The organism is Paraburkholderia sp. GAS32 (assembly GCF_050434225.1).
Lineage (GTDB): Bacteria > Pseudomonadota > Gammaproteobacteria > Burkholderiales > Burkholderiaceae > Paraburkholderia > Paraburkholderia madseniana.
The window spans coordinates 136,653-160,241 of record NZ_JBNPVS010000015.1 but is presented as its reverse complement, the minus strand read 5'-3'; the positions used below and the strand labels follow the sequence as shown (position 1 = coordinate 160,241).

The 23,589-nt window shown below is 61.3% G+C and carries 24 protein-coding genes; 17 read left to right on the top strand and 7 right to left on the bottom strand.

The window, feature by feature from the left end:
- Window positions 1-55: 55 nt before the first annotated feature.
- Window positions 56-913, bottom strand: coding sequence for an oxidoreductase (locus P3T25_RS19965; RefSeq protein ID WP_429358759.1), 858 nt, complete (start codon window positions 911-913; stop codon window positions 56-58).
- 116 nt (window positions 914-1,029) lie between these two features.
- Between P3T25_RS19965 and P3T25_RS19960 the strand changes: the two genes are divergently transcribed.
- Complete coding sequence (locus P3T25_RS19960) at window positions 1,030-1,965, top strand: LysR family transcriptional regulator (RefSeq protein ID WP_429358758.1); 936 nt, start codon at window positions 1,030-1,032, stop codon at window positions 1,963-1,965.
- A 101-nt stretch (window positions 1,966-2,066) separates the two neighbouring features.
- On the opposite strand, the gene P3T25_RS19955 is transcribed toward P3T25_RS19960, so the two are convergent.
- Window positions 2,067-2,450, bottom strand: a complete 384-nt coding sequence (locus P3T25_RS19955; protein ID WP_429358757.1) for a hypothetical protein — start codon at window positions 2,448-2,450, stop codon at window positions 2,067-2,069.
- 273 nt (window positions 2,451-2,723) lie between these two features.
- Between P3T25_RS19955 and P3T25_RS19950 the strand changes: the two genes are divergently transcribed.
- Window positions 2,724-3,392, top strand: a complete 669-nt coding sequence (locus P3T25_RS19950; protein WP_201126719.1) for an RraA family protein — start codon at window positions 2,724-2,726, stop codon at window positions 3,390-3,392.
- Window positions 3,393-3,542: 150 nt separating this feature from the next.
- Here P3T25_RS19950 and P3T25_RS19945 read toward each other — a convergent pair whose 3' ends face one another.
- The 3 genes from P3T25_RS19945 to P3T25_RS19935 form a co-directional block, all read right to left on the bottom strand.
- Window positions 3,543-4,577 (bottom strand): L-idonate 5-dehydrogenase, encoded by a 1,035-nt coding sequence (locus P3T25_RS19945; RefSeq protein WP_429358756.1) that lies wholly within the window; start codon window positions 4,575-4,577, stop codon window positions 3,543-3,545.
- Between the two features lie 249 nt (window positions 4,578-4,826).
- Window positions 4,827-5,942 (bottom strand): porin, encoded by a 1,116-nt coding sequence (locus tag P3T25_RS19940; RefSeq protein ID WP_233464787.1) that lies wholly within the window; start codon window positions 5,940-5,942, stop codon window positions 4,827-4,829.
- 123 nt (window positions 5,943-6,065) lie between these two features.
- Complete coding sequence (locus P3T25_RS19935; RefSeq protein WP_429358755.1) at window positions 6,066-7,274, bottom strand: aspartate transaminase; 1,209 nt, start codon at window positions 7,272-7,274, stop codon at window positions 6,066-6,068.
- 274 nt (window positions 7,275-7,548) lie between these two features.
- Here P3T25_RS19935 and nac point away from each other — a divergent pair, with 274 nt between their 5' ends.
- The 15 genes from nac (at window position 7,549) to P3T25_RS19860 (ending at window position 20,568) form a co-directional block, all read left to right on the top strand.
- On the top strand, window positions 7,549-8,484 hold the full coding sequence (gene nac, locus P3T25_RS19930) for a nitrogen assimilation transcriptional regulator NAC (protein WP_073430279.1): 936 nt from the start codon (window positions 7,549-7,551) through the stop codon (window positions 8,482-8,484).
- 224 nt (window positions 8,485-8,708) lie between these two features.
- Entirely contained in the window at window positions 8,709-9,206 is a 498-nt protein-coding gene (gene accB / locus P3T25_RS19925; protein ID WP_154559412.1) for an acetyl-CoA carboxylase biotin carboxyl carrier protein, read from the top strand.
- A gap of 6 nt (window positions 9,207-9,212) precedes the next feature.
- Entirely contained in the window at window positions 9,213-10,565 is a 1,353-nt protein-coding gene (gene accC, locus P3T25_RS19920; RefSeq protein WP_154559411.1) for an acetyl-CoA carboxylase biotin carboxylase subunit, read from the top strand.
- A gap of 83 nt (window positions 10,566-10,648) precedes the next feature.
- Window positions 10,649-11,320 carry a 5-oxoprolinase subunit PxpB gene (pxpB, locus tag P3T25_RS19915; RefSeq protein WP_233464789.1) on the top strand — a complete coding sequence of 224 codons (672 nt, stop codon included), beginning with the start codon at window positions 10,649-10,651 and terminating at the stop codon, window positions 11,318-11,320.
- Window positions 11,317-12,324, top strand: coding sequence for a biotin-dependent carboxyltransferase family protein (locus P3T25_RS19910; protein ID WP_154559409.1), 1,008 nt, complete (start codon window positions 11,317-11,319; stop codon window positions 12,322-12,324). Before pxpB ends, P3T25_RS19910 begins: the two co-directional genes overlap by 4 nt.
- A 3-nt stretch (window positions 12,325-12,327) precedes the next feature.
- Window positions 12,328-12,792, top strand: a complete 465-nt coding sequence (locus tag P3T25_RS19905) for an acetyl-CoA carboxylase biotin carboxyl carrier protein (protein WP_429358754.1) — start codon at window positions 12,328-12,330, stop codon at window positions 12,790-12,792.
- A gap of 85 nt (window positions 12,793-12,877) precedes the next feature.
- Window positions 12,878-13,645 carry a LamB/YcsF family protein gene (locus P3T25_RS19900; RefSeq protein WP_168435624.1) on the top strand — a complete coding sequence of 256 codons (768 nt, stop codon included), beginning with the start codon at window positions 12,878-12,880 and terminating at the stop codon, window positions 13,643-13,645.
- 172 nt (window positions 13,646-13,817) lie between these two features.
- Window positions 13,818-14,576, top strand: a complete 759-nt coding sequence (locus P3T25_RS19895; RefSeq protein ID WP_429358753.1) for an SDR family oxidoreductase — start codon at window positions 13,818-13,820, stop codon at window positions 14,574-14,576.
- 32 nt (window positions 14,577-14,608) lie between these two features.
- A complete protein-coding gene (locus P3T25_RS19890) occupies window positions 14,609-15,619 on the top strand; it encodes a 2-hydroxyacid dehydrogenase (RefSeq protein ID WP_429358752.1) in 1,011 nt (336 codons plus the stop codon).
- 348 nt (window positions 15,620-15,967) lie between these two features.
- Window positions 15,968-16,669 (top strand): amino acid ABC transporter permease, encoded by a 702-nt coding sequence (locus P3T25_RS19885; RefSeq protein ID WP_429358751.1) that lies wholly within the window; start codon window positions 15,968-15,970, stop codon window positions 16,667-16,669.
- Window position 16,670: 1 nt separating this feature from the next.
- Window positions 16,671-17,420: an amino acid ABC transporter permease gene (locus P3T25_RS19880; RefSeq protein ID WP_171928653.1), complete on the top strand. Its 750-nt coding sequence runs from the start codon at window positions 16,671-16,673 to the stop codon at window positions 17,418-17,420.
- Between the two features lie 27 nt (window positions 17,421-17,447).
- Entirely contained in the window at window positions 17,448-18,176 is a 729-nt protein-coding gene (locus P3T25_RS19875; protein WP_429358750.1) for an amino acid ABC transporter ATP-binding protein, read from the top strand.
- Window positions 18,177-18,291: 115 nt separating this feature from the next.
- Complete coding sequence (locus P3T25_RS19870) at window positions 18,292-19,140, top strand: transporter substrate-binding domain-containing protein (protein ID WP_154559402.1); 849 nt, start codon at window positions 18,292-18,294, stop codon at window positions 19,138-19,140.
- Window positions 19,141-19,196: 56 nt separating this feature from the next.
- Window positions 19,197-19,793: a gluconokinase gene (locus tag P3T25_RS19865; protein ID WP_429358749.1), complete on the top strand. Its 597-nt coding sequence runs from the start codon at window positions 19,197-19,199 to the stop codon at window positions 19,791-19,793.
- 19 nt (window positions 19,794-19,812) lie between these two features.
- Window positions 19,813-20,568, top strand: a complete 756-nt coding sequence (locus P3T25_RS19860; protein WP_171928679.1) for a glucose 1-dehydrogenase — start codon at window positions 19,813-19,815, stop codon at window positions 20,566-20,568.
- Between the two features lie 71 nt (window positions 20,569-20,639).
- Here the strand turns inward: P3T25_RS19860 and P3T25_RS19855 are convergent, their stop codons facing one another.
- Window positions 20,640-21,185 (bottom strand): SRPBCC family protein, encoded by a 546-nt coding sequence (locus P3T25_RS19855; protein ID WP_266242069.1) that lies wholly within the window; start codon window positions 21,183-21,185, stop codon window positions 20,640-20,642.
- 118 nt (window positions 21,186-21,303) lie between these two features.
- Window positions 21,304-23,535 (bottom strand): SulP family inorganic anion transporter, encoded by a 2,232-nt coding sequence (locus P3T25_RS19850; RefSeq protein ID WP_266259955.1) that lies wholly within the window; start codon window positions 23,533-23,535, stop codon window positions 21,304-21,306.
- Window positions 23,536-23,589: the final 54 nt, after the last annotated feature.

Below are 23,589 nucleotides of genomic sequence, written 5' to 3'. Positions count from 1 at the left end.
CGGCCGATCCGCTTCCCATTACGCAACGCAAATGGGAAGCGGATAGTGTCAGCATTTAGTCAGCAAAGTCAGTCGATGCCGACAACGCCTTCCAGGTTTCGGTTTCCTGCGTGACATAGACATTCTTCTCAGCGATCGCCTTCAGCGTGTCGGTGCCAAGCGGCAGCCGCAGCGGAGGCGTTGGTGCGTCGACCAGATCGACCATGGCGGCCGCGAGTTTCTCCGGGTTGCCCGGCTGGTTGTGGTTCATGCCGGTAGCGAGCCGGCGAACAGCTCCTGACGTCTCGTCATAGTCGGCAATCACGTTCCCGGCAACAACAAGCGATGACGCGTCGAGAAAGTCCGTACGGAAGTATCCAGGCTCCACGACCGTTGCGTGAATGCCGAGCGGCTTCAGCTCGGCGTGCAATGCCTCGGTCAAGCCTTCAACTGCGAACTTGGTCGAACAATAGGCGCCGAACCCGGCGGCTGACCGATAGCCGCCGATCGACGACATATTGATGATGTGACCGGCCCGCTGCGTGCGCATCACCGGCAGAACGGCGCGTGTGATATTCAGCAAGCCGAATACGTTCGTGTCGTACATGCGGCGCACGTCGGCGTCGCTCGACTCCTCGATGGCACCAAGCAAACCGAAGCCCGCGTTGTTGACCAGAACGTCGATCCGGCCGAATCGATCAACTGCGGCTTGAACCGCGGCCTTCGCCTGAGCTTCGTCGGGCACGTCAAGCGCGACGGGAAGGAGTGCCGGCGAGTGACCGAAGCGCTCGGCGATCGCAGCCACATTGCGGCCAGTGGCAACGACCGCGTTGCCGTCAGCCAGGGCTGCCTGGGCGATCAGCGCGCCGAGGCCGCGCGTTGCGCCGGTGATGAACCAGACGCGCTTGAAGCCATTGTTCGTGTTGCTAGCCATGATGTTTCTCCTACGGTTCGGGTGAAAGTGAACGAATAATAGGAGTGTCGATTGGCATAAACTAGACGCTGATTGGTAGACTGATAATCAACTTTTATTTGCTAATTCGGGCGGCCATGAACGAAGTACGCGCGATCACGATATTCGTCCGGGCCGCGGCGCTGGGAAGCCTGCGCAAGGCCGCCGTGGATCAGGGCATCTCGCCGCAGGCCGCGAGCCACGCGGTCATGCAACTGGAAAAGGAGCTGGGGGTTCGGCTTTTCCACCGGACCACACGCAAGTTGAGTTTGACCGAGGAGGGGCAGGGGCTCCTCGACAGCGTGAGACCTGCGTTGGCGATACTGTCGTCGGCACTCGACGACGCGCGGCGATCGAAAGAGGCGATTGCGGGCCCGTTGCGGGTGAGTGCGCCAAGTGCATTCTGGCGCACCGTGCTATGGCCATATTTCCTGGAATTCGCCGAATTGGACCCGAATGTGCAACTGGACGTGCAGTTCGACGATCACTTCACCGACCTCGTCAGCGATCGCGCCGACGTTGGCTTTCGCGGTGGTTCTCCGCCGTCGGGCGGCACGATCGCGAGACGGCTGTTGCCGATCCAGTTGATTGTCTGTGCCTCGCCTGCCTATATCGAGCGTTATGGCGCGCCGCGGACCATCGACGAGCTCGACGGGCACCGTTGCACCGGCTATCGACGGGCGAATACCGGCAAGCAGGCTCCGTGGGAATTTCTGATCGGTGACGAGATCGCCTATCGCGACGTCGCAGCTAGCTTATGCGTCAATGACACGGACGCGGAGACCCAAGCCGTGCTGGCGGGACTCGCAATCGGTCAACTCGGCAGCTTTTCGGCGACCCTGCCCATCAAACGTGGCGAACTTGTTCCGCTGCTCGTCAGGCATGTCACGCAGCGTGAGGCCATCTACGTCTACTATCGCCATCGAACCGAGCAACCGCTGCGCGTGAGGACGTTCATCGACTTTATGGTCGAGCGCCTCGCGGGGAACAGGGATTTCTATCTCGAGCCGTCTGAGCTTCGTGCTGCGCGTTGAGCGTGCCGGGTTCAGATAAGCCTCTGAACGGGGATAACGTACTGCAGCGTTAGCGAGTTAGCTTGCGGACGTCATGTGATGAGGCGGCCGGCAGCGATGCTTTATGTCTTCGGCAACGTGGATTTGCCGCTCCGTTTGCGCGGCTTCGGTTCGACACCTACGCGCGAGTCGCGTGCGAGCACGAGCGCCGTCATGGTTTCGACGGTGGTTTCAAATGCCGGATCGTCTTGCGGCACATACAGCCATTTTCCAAGCACTGGATGCGGCCGCAAAGCGGGTACTTCTTCAATGAGCGCGGCGTGGCGTTCGTGCGAGGTGCACACCAGCAAGCCATTCCACGGCTTGTCGCGATCGGCGGCAATCAGACATAGCAGGCCGTCGATATAGGCGGCATCGCTGCCGAACATCCGTTTGCGAATATAGGTGGTGTCGCGCTCGAATGCGTCGAAGATCCAGACCAGCGAGTTGCGGATGGAAGAGGGCATCGGTGTGAAATCCCAGGGGGCGATGAGCGATGTTAACCAATGTCTGCTTTCGCTGCCTATGACTTATCGTCGAGAGTCGACCTCCGCGTATCTCAGCGCCGCCTCCTTCGGCAATTGCGTTTCATAAGCGTTTCCTATCGTGCAAGAACGAACCCGTCTTGGCGCGATTTGCGGGGGCGATATACCGTTATATCCGTGTTGCAGCGGTGTCGTGCCTACTCGTTCCTGATCTGCATGAGCCGCTCCCCTTATATCCGGAAGCGAAGATCGACCATGTACAAAGCCATCAGGAAGAACCCGTCGGCGGCTCAGGCTGCCGATACGATCCTTAGCGCGTTGCGCGACATCCCCGTCTCTGCGCTCAGCGACAACATGCATCGCAACATCGGCAGCGTGGGCCTGCACCCGTATCAGCGGCCCGGCAAGAAGACGATGGCCGGTACCGCGGTCACGGTGCGCTCGCGTGGCGGGGATAACCTGACTTACCTGCGCGCCCTGGAGTTTTGCCGTCCAGGGGACGTACTGGTCGTGGATGCTGGTGGTGATCTCAACAACGCCGTGGTCGGCGGCATTCTGTCGTTCTACGCGGCCCACATCGGCGTTGTTGGTTTGGTGGTAGATGGTGCGATCCGTGACGTCGCGGAAATCCGCGATCGGGATTTTCCGGTTTACGCCCGTGGGGTCACGCATCGGGGGCCGTATAAAGACGGTCCGGGTGAAATCAATGTGCCGGTGTCGGTCGGCGGCATGGTGGTCAATCCGGGGGATATCGTGGTCGGCGATCAGGATGGCTTGCTCGCCATTCCGCAAGGCGATGCCGAACACGTCATCGAAAAAGCGCTGGCCGTTCTGGAAGCAGAGGCTGAGACGATGCGAGCGATGAAGGAAGGCCGCTGGAACCGCGCGTTTATCGATGCGCTCGAAGCACGATGCAATAACTGAGCACCGTGTGGGGAGAAGGAAAAAGCCGACGTCTACATCGCGACGTCGGCTTTTTTTATCGCCCTTTCATTGCCCATTCGCGTGATGGGTGGACGCATGACGACGAGAATGCGGCTTGCCGCGTCATCGTCGCCACACGTGCGGGATCAATTAATCGAAGCTCACCAGCACCTTCATCGATTTTGAACGGTCGCCCGCTGTCTGGAACGCCTTGACCGAATCCTGATACGGGAAAATGCCCGAGATCAGGGGCTTCACGTCGATCAATCCCTTGTTCAGCAGTTCGACGGCAATGGCGAATTCTTCGTGGAAGCGGAACGCGCCGCGCAGATCGAATTCCTTGGCGACGATCACATTGATCGGCAACGAGATGTCGCCGCCGAGGCCGACCTGGACGATCACGCCGCGCGGTTTGAGCACGTCGAATGCCCCGCGCAATGCCGCTGCGTTGCCGCTCGCCTCGAACAGAACGTCGAAACTGCCCTTGTCGACGGTGAACGGCTGGAGCGCGTCAGGCGTCTCCGCGATGTTGAACGCGAGGTCGGCGCCGACCTTTTTCGCGCTGTCGAGCGGAAGCGCATTCACGTCGGTTGTCACGATCATCGCTGCACCGGCCCTGCGCGCGGCCGCCACGATCAACGCGCCGATCGGCCCACATCCTGTGACGAGCACCCGCTTACCGAGCAACGGACCCGCGCGCCGAACGGCGTGAAGGGCAACCGAAAGCGGTTCGGCCATCGCGGCTTCCGCATCGCTCAACGAGTCCGCCACGACGTGCGCCTGTGAACGGTCGATCACGATCTCCTGCCGGAATGCGCCCTGCACGTGCGGCGTGCGCATCGCGCTTCCGTAGTAACGCATATCCAGGCAGTGGTTCTGCAGCCCTTGCTGACAGTATTGGCACAGGCCACACGGCCGGCTCGGGCTGATGGAGATCCGCGTACCGACCGGCATATCCGTCACACCAGGTCCCACACGCGAGACGGCGCCCGAGACTTCATGGCCGAGCACCATGGGCTCCTTGATGCGAATCGTGCCGAAACCGCCATGGTTGAAGTAGTGAAGATCCGAACCGCAGATACCGCCGGCCCGAACCCGTACGAGCAACTGGTTGGCTTCCGGTTCAGGCGTGGGAACGTCCTCGATGCGCAGATCGAGTGGGGCGTGAATGACAAGTGCATGCATGGTGAGGGCCTATAACGGTGAATGCGGGATCAGCACGCTATACGGTAGCGCCTCAAGGCCCAGTCGACAAAGATCAAAGTTGTCTGGGCCGATAGTCGACGCTTATGGATGCTCATTCGAGCGCCTTGGTCATGTTCTCGATGACATTGTTGACGATCGGGACAAGACTTCGCGTCCCGATGTCGTTCGGCTTTCGGTGAGGTCTGCCGGCGTCGGGCGACACCGAACAGACGTGCCACACCGCAAACCTTAGAACTTGTGACGCAGACCGATCGTCGCTTCGAACAGCGAGTTGAAGCCATAGAACGGCTGGTTCGAGCCGGAGGCGGCGGCGAGGGTCGTCCATGCGCCGGTGAGGTGGTTGTAGTCCACGCCGACATAGACGTCGGTGCGCTTGCTGAGGAAATAGTCGAACGTCGGACCGGTCGTGATGCGCGTGCCGCTCTGACCTGCGTGATGAACGAAGTCGATGTAGAACGGCAGATCGAGCACGAGTCCCGGCGTGATGAAGTACTGGACCGCGGTGGAGAAGGAGTCGTTGCGATAGTCGGCCGGATAGACGTGGCTGTAGATATACGAGCCGAACACCTTCGCCGCGCCGAACTTATACGTTGCGCCCGCGGTGAAGATCTTTTGCGAGCTGTCCGGGATCGTCACGCCGAAGTACGTGCTGCCATAGGTGCTGGTCGCAGGCGTCAGGCCGCCGATGTCGTTGACGATCTGATAGGCCGCGCCAACGCTCAAGGGGCCGTGGTCGTAAGAAAGGCTGACGGCCGGCGACGAGTTCTGGTGAGTATTTCCCGCTACCCCGCCAAACGTATACGAGCCCTTGAGGGTGAAACCCGCAAGCGTCGGCGAGGTATATCGCACGGAATTGTCCAGACGGCCGCCGCCAGTCAGACCGGCACCTTGAAAGCCGACCGTGCCGGTGTAATTGGCGAACGCATAGATATCGTGCGTCCAGCCCATTTCATGCACCAGCGTGTATTGCCGGCCCATCGTCAACGTGCCGTAGTCGGTACTGCGCAGCCCCACCATCGCGGTGCGGCCGAACAGGCGGGCCGCGCCGGACGGCGTGGATTGCTGCGTCACACCGGTATTCGGTGTAAAGCCGCCTTCGAGTTGGAAAATGGCGGCTAATCCGCCGCCGAGATCCTCGGTTCCCTGCAGACCCCAGCGGCTACCCTGAATCTCGCCGCCGCTACCCATCGTGAAAAGCTTCCCGCCGGATTTGTTCTGGTGGGTGTCGTAGCGCACCGCTTCGTCGATGATGCCGTACAGGGTGACGCTCGACTGCGCGTGCGCGATCCCAGAAACTGCTGCCAGTCCTAATCCAGTTAGTATGCCTAATGTATGCTTTTTCACGAGTAGATCCCCTTGCAGATTGACGAAAAATGGAAAATTCCAAACCGACTGCCACGTCCTCGCGGCGCGGCATGTCTTTTTTTCAAAGCGACGACGCGACGTATTCACGTCGTCGCCGTACTCTCAGTTCAGTGCGGCGACCGCGGCGGCAATCTTCCTGCAGCCTTCATCGATGATGTCGATGCTTGTCGCGATCGACATCCGGAAGAAGGGTGAAACGCCATAGGCCGATCCGGCAACTAGCGCGACGCCGGCATGCTCGAGCAGATACAGAACGACATCCACGTCGCCTTCGATGCGTTTGCCCTGCGGCGTGGTGCGGCCGATCATGCCGCCGCAATTGACATACAGATAGAAGGCGCCGCCCGGCGTTTTGCAACTGATGCCGGGAATCGCGTTAAGGGCTTCGAGTGCGTGGTCGCGGCGTTCCTTGTAGGTCCGCACCGATTGCTGCACGAATGTCTGGTCGCCGGTCAGCGCCGCGAGCGCCGCGGCCTGGCTGATCGAACTGGCGTTACTGGTGGATTGGGACTGGAGCGTGTCCATGGCCGCGATCAGGTCGGCGGGACCGGCGGCGTAGCCGATGCGCCAGCCGGTCATCGCGTAGGTCTTGGACACACCGTTGACGACCAGGGTGCGCGAGCTGAGTTCGGGTTCAATCGACAAGAGGTGCTGTGATGCTTCGCCTTCGAACCGGATGTGTTCGTAGATGTCGTCCATCATCACCAGCACCTGCGGGTGACGCAACAGCACATCCGCCAATGCGCGCAGTTCGCCGGCGCTATACGTTGCGCCCGTGGGATTGGTCGGCGAATTGATGACCAGCCAGCGCGTCTTGGGCGTGATCGCCGCTTCGAGGGTGGCGGGGGTGAGCTTGAAGCTGTCTGCTTCGGTGCAGGGCACGACGACCGGCACGCCGTCGCAGGCGAGCACCATGTCCGGATAGGACACCCAGTAAGGGGCGGGAATCAGAACTTCATCGCCTGCTTCAACGGTGATGGCGAGCGCGTTGAAAATTGCGTGTTTGGCGCCGCACGTCACGATGATGTGTTTGGGATCGTACGAAAGACCGTTCTCACGTTGCAGTTTCGCCGCGATGGCGGCGCGCAGCGCCGGCGTGCCCGCGGTTTGCGTATAGCGCGTTTCGCCGCGCTCCATCGCATCGAAAGCGGCCTGGCGAATGTGCGCGGGCGTGTCGAAATCGGGTTCGCCGACCACGAGGTTGACGATGGTTTTCCCCTGCCGCCGCAGTTCCGCGGCCCGGTCCGCCGCGGCGCTGCTCGGCGAAGGTTTGATTCGTTGGACGCGGGCGGCAATTCGCGATGCACTCACACTTGACTCCTCAACGGCATTTGATGAGGCTTCACCTTAAGCGCGCGAAAAAGTTCAAGCCAAGACGTCTTTCCGCTGGCGCAATAACATCCACTTATGACAGGACGGTACGCGTACACGTCCGGCATTTACCGATCGGGGTTCATGCGGGAATACGCTGACAGGCCACGCTTTTAGCGTTGCAGGAGCGGGAGCGAGGTTTTTTAAGCACTGTGCGCGGGGCGGCGCTTGCCCTATCATTGTTGCCATCACTTAACGTTGAGACGCGACTACCGTGAACCTGCGGCGTTTGAAGTACTTCGTGAAGATCGTCGATATCGGCAGCCTGACGCAGGCCGCCGAAGTGCTTCATATCGCCCAGCCGGCGCTGAGCCAGCAGTTGATCACACTCGAAGACGAGTTCCAGCAACAACTGCTCGTGCGCACCAAGCGGGGCGTCACGGCCACTGAGGCGGGCGCCACGCTGTATCGCCACGCCCAGTTGATACTGCGCCAGTACGAGCAGGCTCAGGCCGACGTGAAGAGCGCCGGCCAGACGCTGTCAGGCCAGGTTTCGGTCGGGCTCGCGCCCGGCACCGGCGCGTCGGCGCTGTCGCTGCCGCTGCTGCGGACCGTGCGCGCCCGCCATCCGGACATCCTGCTCTATATCAACGAGAATTTCGGCACGACGCTCAGCGAACTGATCATGAACGGGCGTATGGACATGGCCGTGCTGTATGGCGACAAGCCCGTCCACGGCCTGTCGTTCCAGCTTCTGATGAACGAGGAACTGTTCCTCGTGGCGCCGCGCAGCATGGGGATCACGCAGGAGCAGATCGCCGTGACGGAGTTGCGCGACGTGCCTTTGCTGCTGCCGCGTCCGTACAACTATCTGCGCAAGTACGTCGACGAGGGTTTCGCGCGCGTGCAGATGATCCCCAAGGTCGTGGCTGAAATCGAATCCGCGTCGACGTTGTCGGCCGCGGTGAGCGCGGGGATCGGTGCGACCATCCTGCCCGATTCCACCGCACGGGTCGTAGCCGCGGCGGGCGACGTCGTGCAATGCCGGATCGTTTCACCCGTCATCAAGATTCCGCTTTCGGTCTGTCTGTCCGACCATTTGCCGCTTTCCGAGCCCGCCGCGGCCGTCAAGGACATCCTGCTGGAACTGGCCGGCGACCTTGCGCTCGACGTGCGCTTCGAGTCCGGCGCCGATAGCGCCGATACATAAGCGCGCCTTATCGCTACAAAGCCAAACCGTCTTGGCGCATTTTTTATGCGCCGGATACATTGAGTCCATCGTCGATCGCCCCGGTTCGCAGTGAGCCGGCGCGACGAGGCTAGCCGTCACGCGGGCGGGGCAACCAGAGATTGAATCGGGTTGCCATACAGCCCCAGCGGTGCTTCGCGCACGCCAATCGACCGGCGCGCGTCCAACCGGCTACGGACTCAAAGATGGATCTCCAGAAGATTAAGGCGCTTATCGACCTGTTGGCGGACTCTCCGCTGGCCAAGCTCGAAGTCATCGAGGGCGAGGAACGGGTCAAGCTAGTGAAGGCGAAACGGCGCGGCAAGCGGGCTGAGGCGCCTTCGGGCGATGAACGTGTAGCCGTGACGTCCACCCCGGGCACCCAAGGGAGCCAAGGGGCTCAATCACCGCTCGCGGCGCCTGCGCAATCCGTCGACACCCCTCAGGCAGCCCCCGCAACCACCAGTGAGCCGCAACTCGTTCGTGCGCCCATGTTCGGTGTCGTTCATCTGACGCCGGCGCCCGGCGAGGCACCCTTCGTGAATCCCGGCGACACGATCAAGGAAGGACAGGTGCTCTGCACGATCGAGGCAATGAAGATGTTCAACGCGATCGAGTCCGAACTCAGCGGCGCCGTTCTGGAGATTCTTGTAGCTCCGGGCAGCGAAGTGGAATCCGGGCAGCCGCTGTTCCGGATCGGCTGATCGACCATGTTCAACAAAGTACTGATTGCCAACCGCGGCGAGATCGCGCTTCGAATCCAGCGCGCCTGCCGTGAACTCGGTCTGAAAACCGTCGCCGTCCATTCCGAGGCAGACGCCGATGCGCGGTATGTCCGGCTCGCCGATGAAGCGCTGTGCATCGGTCCTGCCGCACCGGGGCAGAGTTATCTGAACCGGGCCGCGATCCTGTTCGCGGCGCACGTGAGCGGCGCACAGGCGATTCATCCCGGCTACGGCTTCCTGTCGGAAAACGCGGATTTTGCGGCGCAGGTCGAGGCTGCCGGCATGGCCTTCATCGGCCCCGAGCCCGACTCCATTCGAACGATGGGCGACAAGGTCGCCGCCAAACGGGCCATGCGCGCGGCCGGCGTGCCCTGTGTTCCTGGCCCGGACGGCGGTCTGCCGGACGACCCCACGGAGATCCTGCGGGTCGCGCAGGAGATCGGCTATCCGGTGATCGTCAAGGCGGCGGGTGGCGGCGGCGGGCGAGGCATGCGCGTCGTGCCGGGCCCCGAGCAATTGCTTGAGGCGGTGTCGGTGACGCGCGAAGAAGCACGCCGCGCCTTCGGCAAGCCCGAGCTCTATGTCGAGAAGTTTCTCGAGCATCCGCGTCACGTCGAAATTCAGGTCCTGTGCGATACGCACGGCAATGCCCTGTGGCTCGGTTCGCGCGACTGTTCGCTGCAACGGCGTCATCAGAAGGTACTGGAAGAGGCGCCCGCACCCGGCATCGACCCGGAATTGATCCGGCAAGTGGGCGAGCGTTGCGTCGAGGCCTGCCGGCAGACGAATTACCGCGGCGCGGGCACCTTCGAATTCCTGTTCGAGAACGGCCAGTTCTACTTCATCGAAATGAATACGCGGCTGCAGGTCGAACATCCCGTGACGGAAATGACGTCGGGCATCGACATCGTGCGGGAACAGATAAGGATCGCCCAGGGACACGCGTTGACGATTCGTCAGTCGGACATTCGCACGCTTGGCCATTCGCTGGAATGCCGGATCAACGCCGAGGACCCGTTCACCTTCGCCCCGTGTCCGGGGAAGATTTCCGTTTGGGAACTGCCGGGCGGCAACGGCGTGCGTGTGGACTCGCATATGAGTGGCGGCGCAGTCGTGCCGCCGTATTACGACTCGCTGATCGCCAAGGTGATCACCCACGGCGCAACCCGTGAAGAGGCGCTGGCGCGCATGCGCATCGCGCTCTCGGAGATGCGCATCGAAGGCATTCGCACCAACGTGCCATTGCATCAGGCCATGCTCGAGGACGAAGGGTTCGGTGAGGGCGGCGTCGATATTCATCATCTGGAGCGTTGGCTCGCAAAGAGGAAACAGACATGACGCTGACTGTTGAGCATGCGTCGATTGCGCACGGGGACGTAGTCGAACGGCTGCGTCCGGATTCACAGAGGACTGTCCTTGCAATGAAACAGGATGAATCGGAGCAGGCGCTTTGCATCAGCATGCTGGGTACGACGGCCATGCTGTTCGAAGCGCCCGGCGCGCTCGATCTGCATGCGCAGCGCCGCATCTGGACACTCGCCCGCGAGGTCGAATCATGGCCTGGCGTGCGTGAAGCGGTACCCGGCGTGACCAATCTGATGCTGACGTTTTCCACGCCGCCCGCCGATCCGGACTCGCTCGGCGCCGCGTTGCGCGACGCGTGGGCCGCGGCGGGCGAGTTGCAGATCGAAGGGAGGGTGGTGGACTTGCCGGTGGAATACGGCGGCGAGTTCGGGCCGCATCTGCAGGACGTGGTGAATCACACCGGCTTGTCTATCGACGAGGTCGTGCAATTGCACTGCGCGCCGCTCTACACGGTCTATGCGCTCGGCAGCCATCCCGGGTACTGCTATCTGGGCGGCATGGACCCGCGTATCGCCACGCCACGGCGCAAGGTGCCGGTGCTGGGTTTGCCTGGCGGTGCGGTGTCGATCGGCGGAGTGCAGACCGGAGTCTCCGCATCGACGGGACCGAGCGGCTGGAACACGATCGGTCATACATCGATGTCGTTCTTCGACCCCACGCGCGATAACCCGGCCACACTCGCACCCGGCGACATGATCCGCTTTCGCGTCGAAAGGATTGTTCCATGATCGAGATCTTGTCTTCGTCCGCGCTCGCGACGGTGCAGGACCAGGGGCGTGAAGGCTATCTGCGTTACGGCGTGGGAACGGCCGGCGCGATGGACCGGTTGGCGCTCGCGGTCGGCAATCTGTTGCTCGGCAATCCGGACGACGCGGCCGGCATCGAAATTCCGATGTTTCCGTTCCGCATCCGCTTCCTTGAAGATCTTTCGTTCGCCATCACCGGTGCCGATTGTTCGGCGCGCTTAGGCGACCGGCCGGTGCTGCCGTGGTGGACCGTGCATGCGAAACAGGGCGACGTGCTGACGATCGGCGTGCCGACCAGCGGCACGCGCTGCTACCTGTCGCTCGCGGGTGGCGTGGACGTACCGGTGGTGCTTGGTTCCCGCAGTACGCAATTGCGCGGCCAGTTCGGCGGCTACAACGGTCGTCAGTTGCAGAAGGGTGATGTGGTGAAGGCAGTGGGTCTCGCCGAGCGCGTCGTGCCGCAAGATGCTGTGCTCGCCGCAGGATTCGGCACGGTGCCGCCGGAGTACTCGTTGCCGGCGCCGCTGTCCCTGCCCGCAGCCGAGGCAGGCGAAACCGTGGTGCGCGTGCTGCCCGCCGCGGAATACGACTGCTACGAGCCGGAATCGCTCGAAGCGTTCTGGCGCGACGGGTGGAAAGTGACGCCGCAGAGCGATCGCTACGGATATCGCCTCGCTGGTCCGACCCTGGTCGCGACGCATTCGATCGAAAAGCGTTCGCACGGCATCGTGCCGGGCGTGATCCAGGTGCCGCATAGCGGCCAGCCGATCATTCAGTTGCGGGATGCGCAACCGTCGGGTGGCTATCCGAAGATCGGCACCGTGATCGAAGCCGATTTGTGGCGGCTCGCGCAGGCGCGCATTGGTACGAAGATTCGCTTTGTTCAGACGACGTACGCGGAAGCCGTTACGGCGCTGGAAGAACTGGACAGTTATCTCGTCAGGGTGCGCAATCTCGTTGCACTGTTTTGCCCTTCCCGACACTGACACATGACACAAAAAATCGAAGTGGATATCGGCGAGCTTCGGCAGATCACGTCGTGGCTGGCAGAAGTCGATATCGAGTTCATCGAAATCAGCAAACCCGGGGCGACGGTTCGGTTGACGATGGAGCAGGTGGCTTGCTCGGCCGATGCGGATGCGTCGGCGCAGGCAGTTTCGGCTGTGGTTCCTCGGGGACTCGCGCGCGCAGCGGAAATCGCGCAGACGCAGGCCGTCAGCATCACCGCGAAGTCGGCCGGCATCTTTTTGTCGACGCATCCGGCGCGCTCCGCGCCGTTGGTTAGCGCGGGCGACCACGTGAAAGCGGGCGACATTGTCGGCTTGCTGCAGATCGCGCAATTGTGCGTGCCTGTGGTCGCGTCGGCGGATGGCATGGTCATGCGCTTGTGCGTCTCGCATGGCACAACGGTCGGTTACGGAACGCCCTTGCTCGAACTCTCGCCGTCGGCGTAGACGCATATCGATAGATAGACACTGAGCCGGTGTGGTCCGCTGCGGATAGTCCGGCACAGACCGCTTAAAGAATGGAGAGTGGATAGTGGAAATCGACCTGAACGCGGACCTTGGCGAAGGCTTTGGACCCTATCGAATGGGCGAAGACGAAGCGATGCTCGACATCGTCTCGTCCGCCAACGTCGCATGCGGCTATCACGCGGGCGACCCCGTCATCATGGACAAGACGGTGCGGATGGCTCTCGCGCGCCAGATCGACGTCGGCGCGCATGTCGGCTTTCCCGACATGATGGGCTTCGGCCGGCGGCAGATTCAGGCGGACCCGCTTGAACTGGCGAATTACGTGGTGTATCAGATGGGCGCGCTTGCGGGCATCGCGAAGCGGGCCGGGCATCGCGTCACGCACATGAGCTTTCACGGCGCGCTGGGCAACATGGCTGCGGCATCGTATGAACTGGCCGAGCCGCTGGTGCGGGCGCTCGCCGAGTTTGATCGCGATCTGATCATCAGCGTTTCGACGAACACCGAAATCGAACGGGCCGCCGATCACATCGGGATGCGCACGGCCAACACGTTTCTCGCCGACCGTGCCTACGACGATCAGGGCGCGCTCGTGTCGCGCAAGCTGGAAGGCGCGGTCATCAAGGACCGCGCGGCTGTCCTCGCACGCGTCAAGGAGTTGCTCGAAGACGGCACGATCACGACGATCACGGGCAACAAGCTCAAGATCGCGGTCCAATCGATCCTGCTGCACGGCGATACGCCTGGTGCCGTCGAACTCGCGCGCACGGTGCGCGGCGTGATCGAATCGGCGGGTGGCCGGGTCGTGCCGGTGTCGAAGCTCGTACGCTAGGCGCGCGCCGGCCGACCTGCATCGATCAACCTGCATTGATCAACCATAAGCCAGTCTTATCGCCACAAAGCCAATCCGTCTTTGCCCCACGTTTTCACGGCGTATACATTGGTAACAGGCTTATCGCACGCCTCAAAGGGCGACAGTTCAGAACTACAGATAGAGGTCATTCATGCCGTTTTCAGACTATAAGACCGCGCTGGTGACGGGCGCTTCGACCGGAATGGGCGCTGCGATCGTCGAGCGCTTCTGCCGTGAAGGACTCGAAGTGCATGCGCTCGCCCGCAACGCGGAACGTCTGAATGAGCTGGCGGAGCGAACCGGTTGCATCCCGCACGCGATCGACGTGTGCGATCTGCCGGCCGTCACCAAGCTGACGCAGGACGTGCAGTTCGATATCGTCGTGAATAACGCCGGCGTATCGACCAAAGGCTCGATTCTGGATGCCGCTGCCGCAGACATCGACCTTCAGGTGGAAGTCAACCTGCAAGCTGTTCTGCATATCGTGCGGCTTACCATGCCGGGCATGGTTGCCCGCGATCGCGGTCATATCGTCAATATCAGTTCGATCGCAGGGATCTACAACTTCAACGGCAACTCCATTTACGCCGCAACGAAGGCCGGCATCCATGCGTTGTCGCGCCAGTTGCGAGTGGACGCGACCGGCAGACGCGTACGCGTGACGGAGATCTGTCCGGGCCGTGTCGCCACCGATATTTTTGGCCACGTGCATGGCGACATCGAGGCGGCGCGCAAGCAGTTCATTGATGGCTTCGAGTTGCCGCTGCCGTCCGATATTGCCGATGCCATCGCCTTTGCGATCGCCGCGCCGCTCGCGGTCAACATTAGCAATATGGAAATCCTGCCCACGCTGCAGGTGCCGGGCGGGCTGACGACGATCAAGCGCGATCCCGCCGACCACAACGAGTAAGTGCAATCCAGAGTCCAACAAGGAGGTTTTCCATGCGTGCATCGGTACTGGTTACCCGTGCGTCATTTCCGGACATCGTCGACCGCCTGCGCGCGAACTTCGACGTGACCGACAATCCGGACGATACGATCTGGACGCAACCAGAGCTGATTACCAGGCTGCAAGGCAAGGTGGGGGCCATGACGGCCGGCAGCGATCGCATCGACGCGACCTTGCTCGACGCTTGCCCGCACTTGAAGGCGGTATGCAATATCGGCGTGGGCTACAACAACGTTGACGTGGAAGCCTGTACCGCGCGTGGCGTGCTGGTGACGAATACGCCGGACGTCCTGACGGATACCACCGCCGATTTCGGCTTCGCGCTGATGATGGCAACGGCGCGCCGCATCACCGAGTCGGAGCATTTCCTGCGTGCCGGCGAATGGACCAAAACCGGACGCTACGACATGTTCGTCGGCAACGACGTGCATGGTTCGACGCTCGGCATTCTCGGCATGGGACGTATCGGCCAGGCCATTGCGCGACGTGGCGCATTCGGCTTCGGCATGCGCGTGATCTATCACAATCGCTCGCAACTGGCGCCGGATGTCGAGGAGAGCTGCAAGGCACGCTATGTCGACAAGGAAACGCTGTTGCGCGAGTCGGATCACCTGATCATCGTGGTGCCTTACTCGGCGAGCTCGCATCACGCGATTGGCGCCGCGGAGCTCAAGCAGATGAAATCGTCGGCCACGCTGACCAACATCGCACGCGGCGGTGTAGTGGACGACGCAGCTTTGGCGGTAGCGCTCAACGAAGGCAGCATCGCGGCGGCGGGTCTGGATGTATTCGAAGGTGAACCGGTTATCTGCCCGGCGCTTCTCGCGCAAAAGAATGTGGTGCTTACGCCGCATATTGGCAGCGCGTCTGTCAGCACGCGGCGTGCGATGGCCTCGCTTTGCGCAGACAATTTGATCGCCGCTCTAGGGTACGGCGCAGCGGCCGGCAAGCCGCCGACACCGGTGAACCCGCAGGTGCTGACGCGCCCGACAGCCACAGCCTGAACGATGACCGGCGCAGCATGCTGCGCCGGCGCAATGCCGCCGTTGTTTCTCAAGCTTGAGTGCCCCGATTGAGGAGCGCGCCACTGACGATGAGGCGCCCGCAGAGGCGCCACATACTGGAGACAAACACCATGCACAACCGCGCCTGTCCCACTGCCGGAAGCCGCTCCGATTCATCATTCCCGAAACTTATTGCACCAGAAGAAAGGCCTCTGCAACGGCCTTTTTTCGCGAGCTAGTATCAATTCAACACGGAAGTCAATGACGGCTTCCGGGGGATGACGATGCTGCCGCCGGTCGAGTCAGACCGGGATCATCGCTTCGATCCGAATCATTGGGACGTGCTACATGAAACTTCATTTTGACCTGGTGACAGTGCTGCGAGGCGACTATGGGGCGCTGTTTCTCCATGGGATCGAGCTTACCCTCGCGATGGCCGCGCTGGCGTGGATACTCTCACTGGTCGTGGGCATTCTTCTCACGCTGATCCGCCTGACCAACAATCGCCTCGCGACGGCGTTTGTCGCGTCATTCGTGGCCTACCATCGCAATGTGCCGATGCTGGTCCAGATCCTGTTCTGGTACTTCGGAATTTCGAACATCCTGCCGGAATCGTTGCAGACTCTGCTGAACCACTACAACGGCCAGTTCATTTTTGCGGTCGTGGCGATCGGCCTGTGCAGTGCAGCCTACCTCTCCGAAGACATCCGCAGCGGATTGCGTGCAATTCCCTACGGTCAGTACGAAGCTTCGCGTGCGCTGGGCCTGAACTTCCTGAACGGCATGCGTTTCGTCGTGCTTCCGCAAGCGCTGCGCAATGCAATTCCGCCGATGGTCAATCACGCAGTCCTGCTGTTCAAGAACACGAGTCTCGCGATGGCGATCGGCGCGGCGGAACTCACCTATGCCACCCGGCAGATCGAGAACGAAACCTTCCTGTCTTTCGAGTCGTATTTCATCGCCACGGCGGTGTATCTCGGCCTCTCCCTCGTCATCATGCTGTGCGGCGCCAAAATCGCGATGCACTACCGCATTCCGGGAGTGAAGTGACATGTTCGATATCCTGCGCGACAACTGGACACTGCTGCTCATCGGGCAGTATCCGCATGGCCCGCTAGGCGGCATCGTGCTGACGATCTTGCTGTCGCTCTCAGCACTCGTCATCGCCTTTCCCTTGGGTATCCTGGTCGCCCTGGCACGCATCAGCCCTTTTCGGTTTCTGCGGGCACCGGCTACAGGTCTCGTCTACATGGTGCGGGGCATCCCGCTCCTGATGGTGATTTTCTGGGTGTACTTTCTCGTGCCTGTTCTGACCGGCTATCCGGTCACCGGGTTTGTCACGATGCTGTGCGCGCTCGTCATCTATGACTCGGCCTATCTCGGGGAAATCATCCGTGCGGGCATCGAGGGGTTGCCGAAAGGGCAGACCGAAGCCTCGAGAGCGCTCGGCATGAGCTACATGAAGACCATGCGCGCGGTCATCCTGCCGCAGGCGCTTTACAACGTGGTGCCGAGCATGGTCACGCAGTTCGTATCGACAATCAAGGAAACCTCGCTGGGCTACATCATCAACGTCCAGGAGATCTCCTTCGCGGCGGATCAGATCAACAACCGGCTGCTGACGAAACCCTTTCCCGTGTATCTGATTCTCGCCTTGAGTTATTTCGCGCTGTGTTATGCGCTCACACAGCTTGCGCAGTATCTGGAGCGGCGCGTGACGCGCAAGCGGGCCGGTGCCGCATCGAGGACCCAGAAGGCGGCTAACGTTGCGCTGACCGATCCGCTGCCCACCGAGAACTAGGCGCTCAATCACTTCGAGGTATTTCGCATGATCAAGTTTTCCAGCGTCAACAAATGGTACGGCGAATATCACGCTCTCGTGGACGTGAACGTCGAAGTTCGCAAAGGCGAAGTCGTGGTGGTCTGCGGACCATCCGGATCGGGTAAGTCGACTCTGATTCGCACCGTCAACCGGCTCGAGGAGATCAACCGTGGGCAGATCTTCTTCGACGGTCAAAACATTCACGACAAGAAGCTGGGTCTGAATGCTTACCGCAGCCGTGTCGGCTTCGTGTTTCAGCAATTCAACCTGTTTCCGCATCTGTCGGTGCTGGACAACATCACGCTCTCGCCGATGCGTGTGCACGGCCTCAAGCGCGCGGAAGCGGAACGTAAAGCGGCGGATTTGCTCGCGCGCGTCGGTCTGTCGAACAAGGCCAGTGCGTTTCCGCCGCAATTGTCCGGTGGTCAGCAGCAGCGTGTGGCGATTGCGAGAGCGCTGGCGATGGATCCGCCGGCAATGTTGTTCGACGAGCCCACCAGCGCGCTTGATCCGGAGATGGTCGGCGAAGTGCTAAACGTGATGAAGAGCCTCGCGCAGGAAGGCATGACGATGATGTGCGTCACGCATGAGATGGGGTTTGCACGCGAGGTTGCCGATCGCGTCTGGTTTATGGACGCAGGAAAGATTCTCGAAACGGCGGAGCCGGAGGAGTTCTTTCTGCGGCCGAAACACGAGCGGGCGCAGCGATTCCTGTCCGATCTTCGCTCGCATTGAGGCAAGCAAGGCGGTATGGCTTTCGCGGCACAGATACAGATTCAGATTCAGATTCGGTTTGACCACCGTTGATCAGCAGTCGATTGCTTTACACACAAACTTCAGGAGCATCACGATGCAGGTAAAGAAGATTTTCGCGGGGATGTTGGTCGTTGGCGGCGCGGTTGCATCGATTGCCCCGGCACATGCTGATCAATTGGCCGATATCAAGGGCCGCGGCGAGTTGAGCTGCGGTGTGTATTCGAACGTCGAGCCGTTCTCGTATCCCAACGCGCAGACGCGCCAGCTCGAAGGCATGGACGTGGACCTGTGCAACGCGGTGGCGAAACAGTTGGGCGTGAAGGCGAAGCTTGAACCGTTGGCTGTCGAGGCGCGGATTCCGCAATTGAAGCTGGGGCGTGTCGACATTGTGGTCGCCAACCTGGCCTACACGAAAACCCGCGCTACGCAAATTGCCTTTAGCGACTCGTACTACTCGACCAAGGAAGTCCTTGTCGTGAAGAAGGCCGATGCGAGCAAGAAACTGACCGATTTCGCGGGCCAGAAAATCAGCGCTGCCGACGGCTCCACTTCCGCTCAGTCGATTCCAATTTCGATCAAGGATGGCCAGGCGGTGACGTTTCACGATACCAGCTCGGCGTTTCTCGCACTTGAGCAGAACAAGGTCAAAGGCTTCGTGACAAATCAGATGACTGCCACGAAGATCGCGAAGCAGGTGGACGGCACGGACGGCGCGGTGGCGATTGCGTCGGAGCCGATGCTGATCGAGCCGATCGCGGTGGGCTTGCGCCAGAACGAGCCGGCCATGCTGAGCGCGGTCAACAAGGCCTTGGCTTCGATGGAGCAGAGCGGTGAGATGAGCGGTATCTTCGACAAGTGGCTCGGACCGAAGACGCCGTATGGCCTGACGCGAACCGACAAGGTCACGCCGATCGACAAGCTCAAGTTCACGCCGGTGTCCTGAGGCGGAAAGCGTGTGATGCAGCGGCGCGCTTTCATCCGCGTTCCGCTGCCGGTTGAATGGCCGGCGCGATTCATTGGATCGCGTGCCGTGACGACGTAGCTGGATTTTGCAACGTGACACATAAAATAGTGGTGATGGGCGTGTCGGGCTCGGGCAAGTCGACACTTGCACGCGAGTTGGCCGTGGCGCTGGAGGGCGTTTTCATCGAAGGAGACGAGCATCACTCGGCGGAAAGCCGTGACAAGATGTGCCGCGGAATCGCGTTGTGCGATAGTGACCGCGAGCCGTGGCTGGACCGCCTCGCCGAGCAGGTGGATGATATGCACAGGACGGCCGTGCTGTCCTGTTCCGCATTGAAACGTCGCTATCGGGAGCGCATGCGCGCGCGTGTCGCCGGGCTGAGATTCGTGTTTCTCGACATCACCTTGGCCGCAGCGGTTGCACGGGTTTCCAGGCGGCTGGATCATGAGTTTCCAGCGACATTGGTGGCGAATCAATTCGCAACGCTCGAGTCACCTGTAGGTGAAGATGGTGTGCTCCACCTTCCCGCTTCGCTGCACAGCGCGTGCGGTCTGAGAGAGGTCATGCAATGGCTGGGTACGCCGGACGGTGCTGGATGGAAGTCGGACGAATTAGAGTCGAAGAGGAGTTGAGTTGAACAACAATCTGAAGATGTTTGATCTGTCGGGGCGTCGTGCTCTGGTTACCGGGTCGAGCACGGGTATCGGTTATGCGCTGGCCAAAGGATTGGCAGGTGCTGGCGCTGAAGTGATTCTGAATGGTCGCAACGCGACGAGACTGGCAGAGGCTGTCAGCCGTTTGCGCGATGAAGGCGCGACCGTTCATGCCGCGAGTTTCGACGTGACGTCGGCCGCTGAGGTCGATGCGGCGATCGCCGATATCGAACGCGAAATCGGTTCGATCGACATTCTCGTCAATAACGCCGGGATGCAGCGCCGTGCGCCGCTCGAACAGTTTTCCCATGCTCAATGGGAAGAACTGATGAAGACCAACGTCGACAGCGTGTTCCTGGTCGGCCAGGCGGTCGCGCGGCACATGATTGCTCGCAAGCGCGGCAAGATCGTCAACATCTGTTCGGTGCAAAGCGAACTGGGCCGCCCGAACATCGCGGCCTACACGGCGAGCAAAGGCGCAGTGAAGATGCTGACGAAAGGCATGGCAATCGACTGGGGGCAACATGGCATCCAGGTCAATGGACTTGGGCCGGGGTACTTCAAGACGGAGCTGACCGAAGCACTCGTCAAGGATGAAACGTTCAGCAACTGGCTGATCGGACGCACGCCGTCGCGCCGCTGGGGCGATGTGGAAGATCTCGTCGGCGCTGCTGTGTTTCTGGCGAGCGACGCTTCGAACTTTGTGAACGGTCATATCCTTTACGTGGATGGCGGCGTGACGGCCACGCTGTAGGGGCTGGTTCGTATCGGGCGATCGTGGCTTGTCGAAATACTGCAAGTTGAAGCGCGAGCCGAGCAAGATTGCTATTGCTGCGATGTCACTTCCAGAAGGTCCTTAAGTTGCAACACTGCCGTGTCGGATTCCGCTTGAATCCGCGCGCGCAGAACAAGCCAGTTGAGTATCGCGAACCACAACGACGGCGCGTGATAAGTGAACGTTCGCTCGAAGCGTGTTCCGCTCGCGGTCGATGTCAGTAAATACGTGACAGTGCCAGCCGATCTGCCTTCAATCTTTCCGTCTATTTTCCATTTGCCTGGAGGCTCGCGCGCAGTGACGGTCCACACCACGCTGCCGCGTCGGCCCGCCACACGGAACTCCTCCACGACCTGCTCGCCCAGATCGAGCGAATGGTCAACGGCGCCACTGACCGCGAGTGACGATGGATGCCAGGCTGGCCAGTGAGCGGGTGTCGTGACATAGTCGAACACGACTTTGGAGGGACGTTGAATCGACGCAACCGTAACGATGCGGGTGTCGAGCCCAACCTGCTGCGGTAACGGCAAAAAGAGCAACCCGATAACAACGAGTGCGGCCAATATTGCCGTTACGTACCGGGTACGTTTTTTCATGGCGACTTGTACTCCACATACTCAGGACGACGACACCGTACTGCAGCGTGCCTGATCAAGGGTAATCTGGTTGGGGAGTGTTCATCTCGCGTCAGTGCGTGACAATCGAACGAGCCTGTCAATGCGCCGCGCGCAATGCCTCGTCCGCAACAGCCAGCCGTGACGCCATGACCTTGACGACAAAACGATGAATTTGCTGCGCGGTCTCGGGATCGTCCTGCTCGAGCGCACGCAACGACTCGAGCGTCAAACGCCGGACACGCGCGGGACCCTCTGCAAGCACATCCGCGCTGCGCACCTGCTGCGTGTACACCGCCATTTCGCCGACGATCGTACCTGGTCCGAACGAGCGCAACCTGAGGGATCTGCCGTCAGCAAGCCGCAGCAAGACGGTGACACGGCCGCGCTCGACGAAGTACATGGCGTCCCCCGGTTCGCCGTGACGGAACACCGGCTGCCCCGCGTCAAGCTCGCGCACATCCAGAAGGGCCAACAGCCTTTCAAGCGCGCGCGGCGTGAAATGCGGCGCGAGCATCGCGTGGAAATCCTCTTCGCCGCGCGGCAGCGCGCGTGGATCCGACGCGAGAAGCGTATCTTCGACCCATTCCAGCCCAGCATCCAGCGAAGCGAACTCGTGGATCCGGAGGTTCAGCGTGCCGGTCTTCAGGAGCAGGTCACGCGAGCGTGCCGGCAGCCCCGTCAACACCAGGTCAGCATCGAGCGTCGCACACAGTTGCCTGAGCTTGACGAAGCTGACCGATACCGACGCGTCCAGGCCGTTGGTCGAAGCGAAGTCGAGCACGACAAAGCGAACGGGTACCGGCCCGTGCCGGGTTAGCCGTTCGCGCACGCGCTGCAAGATCGAATTGGCGGTGCCGAAGAAGAGGAAGCCCTGCAGACACGTTCCGCACACCCGTGCACCTAGTTCGTGAAGCCGTCCGGTTGCCTCGATACTGCGCTCGACATTCGATGTGCGCGTACTGCCATCGAACTCCATGCGAATGCAACTGATACGGCCGTACAGCAGGGCGAACATCACACAGGCGGCGATGACGCCGGCCACCACCCCCGGGACGACGCCGTAGAACGCAATAGCGCCCAGAATAAGCGGTACAAGCAGATACTCATACCAGTTGAGCTGGCGATATGCGCCTACTAGCCACTGGATCAACAGGCGCAGTCCCATGAAGAGCTGCAGCCCGACCAGCACCGGCACCGGAAATAGCGCCACCAGGTCCGGCGAGACGGCCAGCACGAACAGACACGCGAGGGAGGCGAATACGCCTGCCATACGACTTGTCGCACCCGCGCGTGCGTTGAGCATCGATCGGTTGTACGACTGATAACCGACCATCCCGCCTAACATCCCGCTCGCGATGTTGGCGATGCCGGCCGCCTTCATTTCGCGGTTCAGGTCAATGTCTTCGCCCGTGGCTGCGCCAATCGCCGTCGAATTCATCAGGATCGTGATTGCCGAAATCGACGTGACCATGAGTGTCTCCGGCAAGTGCGCAGCGATGGCCGACCAGTCGACGCCCCCGTGCGCCAGCGATGCCGGCAGATGCAGCTCCGGAATCCGTATCGCGTGCAGCGCCACGCGCGGAAGCAATAATCCCGTGTTGCGGGCGTCGTCGATCGACAAGCCTGCAGCAAGCAGAAGCAGGTAAAACAGCGCGACGCCGAATGCAAGCGTGATCGGCAGCGCCGCAGCGTGTTTCCATGTGCGCGACAGGAGCGTGGCTAACGCGCACACCAGCACAGCGGGTGCCCACGCCAGCCAGTTCAGGTGTGTCACCAGCGCCAATGTGTGCCAGTTCAAGGGCTCGCCGGTCACGACCCGAAACGCGCCGGCTAGCAGGAGGTAGCCCGTACCGGCAAGGAAGCCGCCTACGACCGGATAAGGCAGGAATTGCAGGGAACGGCTGCGCTTCGACGAACCGACCGCATACAGAATGACGCCTGTCACCACTGAACACAGCGCGATGGCGATCAGCACCGTCAGCAGAATTGTCTGCGGCGTACCGCCGTTAGCGCGCACGCTGCTCGCGACGCCGGCCGCCACACCGGCAAGAAACGCCGTCGCGTTGCCGTCGGGGCCGGCGATGTTCATGCGCATCGAACTCGTCAAAGCGATCACCAGCGCCGTCACTACGCAACTGATAAAGGCCGTGGGTACGCCAAGCACTGCGTAACGGGCGAGATCCGCGCTGAAGATCAGGGTGCCCAGGCTCATTGCGTAGCAGAGCATGACCAATGTCGACACCATGCCGGCCGACAGGTCCCCGACGAGGCCCGTGAAGCGTGGCCCGGAGTGGGCTACGGGCGAGGAACCTGTGGTAGCTGGCTTCACGGTGCTTCCCGGTGAGGGCGGATGGAATCTCGCCCGGTGGCCGTTTCTTTCACG

Coding starts and splice junctions, on each gene's coding strand:
- P3T25_RS19965 (WP_429358759.1), bottom strand. CDS start 913: ATGGCTAGCAACACGAACAATGGCTTCAAGCGCGTCTGGTTCATCACC.
- P3T25_RS19960 (WP_429358758.1), top strand. CDS start 1,030: ATGAACGAAGTACGCGCGATCACGATATTCGTCCGGGCCGCGGCGCTG.
- P3T25_RS19955 (WP_429358757.1), bottom strand. CDS start 2,450: ATGCCCTCTTCCATCCGCAACTCGCTGGTCTGGATCTTCGACGCATTC.
- P3T25_RS19950 (WP_201126719.1), top strand. CDS start 2,724: ATGTACAAAGCCATCAGGAAGAACCCGTCGGCGGCTCAGGCTGCCGAT.
- P3T25_RS19945 (WP_429358756.1), bottom strand. CDS start 4,577: ATGCATGCACTTGTCATTCACGCCCCACTCGATCTGCGCATCGAGGAC.
- accB (WP_154559412.1), top strand. CDS start 8,709: ATGGATCTCCAGAAGATTAAGGCGCTTATCGACCTGTTGGCGGACTCT.
- accC (WP_154559411.1), top strand. CDS start 9,213: ATGTTCAACAAAGTACTGATTGCCAACCGCGGCGAGATCGCGCTTCGA.
- pxpB (WP_233464789.1), top strand. CDS start 10,649: ATGAAACAGGATGAATCGGAGCAGGCGCTTTGCATCAGCATGCTGGGT.
- P3T25_RS19910 (WP_154559409.1), top strand. CDS start 11,317: ATGATCGAGATCTTGTCTTCGTCCGCGCTCGCGACGGTGCAGGACCAG.
- P3T25_RS19905 (WP_429358754.1), top strand. CDS start 12,328: ATGACACAAAAAATCGAAGTGGATATCGGCGAGCTTCGGCAGATCACG.
- P3T25_RS19895 (WP_429358753.1), top strand. CDS start 13,818: ATGCCGTTTTCAGACTATAAGACCGCGCTGGTGACGGGCGCTTCGACC.
- P3T25_RS19890 (WP_429358752.1), top strand. CDS start 14,609: ATGCGTGCATCGGTACTGGTTACCCGTGCGTCATTTCCGGACATCGTC.
- P3T25_RS19885 (WP_429358751.1), top strand. CDS start 15,968: ATGAAACTTCATTTTGACCTGGTGACAGTGCTGCGAGGCGACTATGGG.
- P3T25_RS19880 (WP_171928653.1), top strand. CDS start 16,671: ATGTTCGATATCCTGCGCGACAACTGGACACTGCTGCTCATCGGGCAG.
- P3T25_RS19875 (WP_429358750.1), top strand. CDS start 17,448: ATGATCAAGTTTTCCAGCGTCAACAAATGGTACGGCGAATATCACGCT.
- P3T25_RS19870 (WP_154559402.1), top strand. CDS start 18,292: ATGCAGGTAAAGAAGATTTTCGCGGGGATGTTGGTCGTTGGCGGCGCG.
- P3T25_RS19865 (WP_429358749.1), top strand. CDS start 19,197: ATGGCCGGCGCGATTCATTGGATCGCGTGCCGTGACGACGTAGCTGGA.
- P3T25_RS19860 (WP_171928679.1), top strand. CDS start 19,813: ATGTTTGATCTGTCGGGGCGTCGTGCTCTGGTTACCGGGTCGAGCACG.
- P3T25_RS19855 (WP_266242069.1), bottom strand. CDS start 21,185: ATGAAAAAACGTACCCGGTACGTAACGGCAATATTGGCCGCACTCGTT.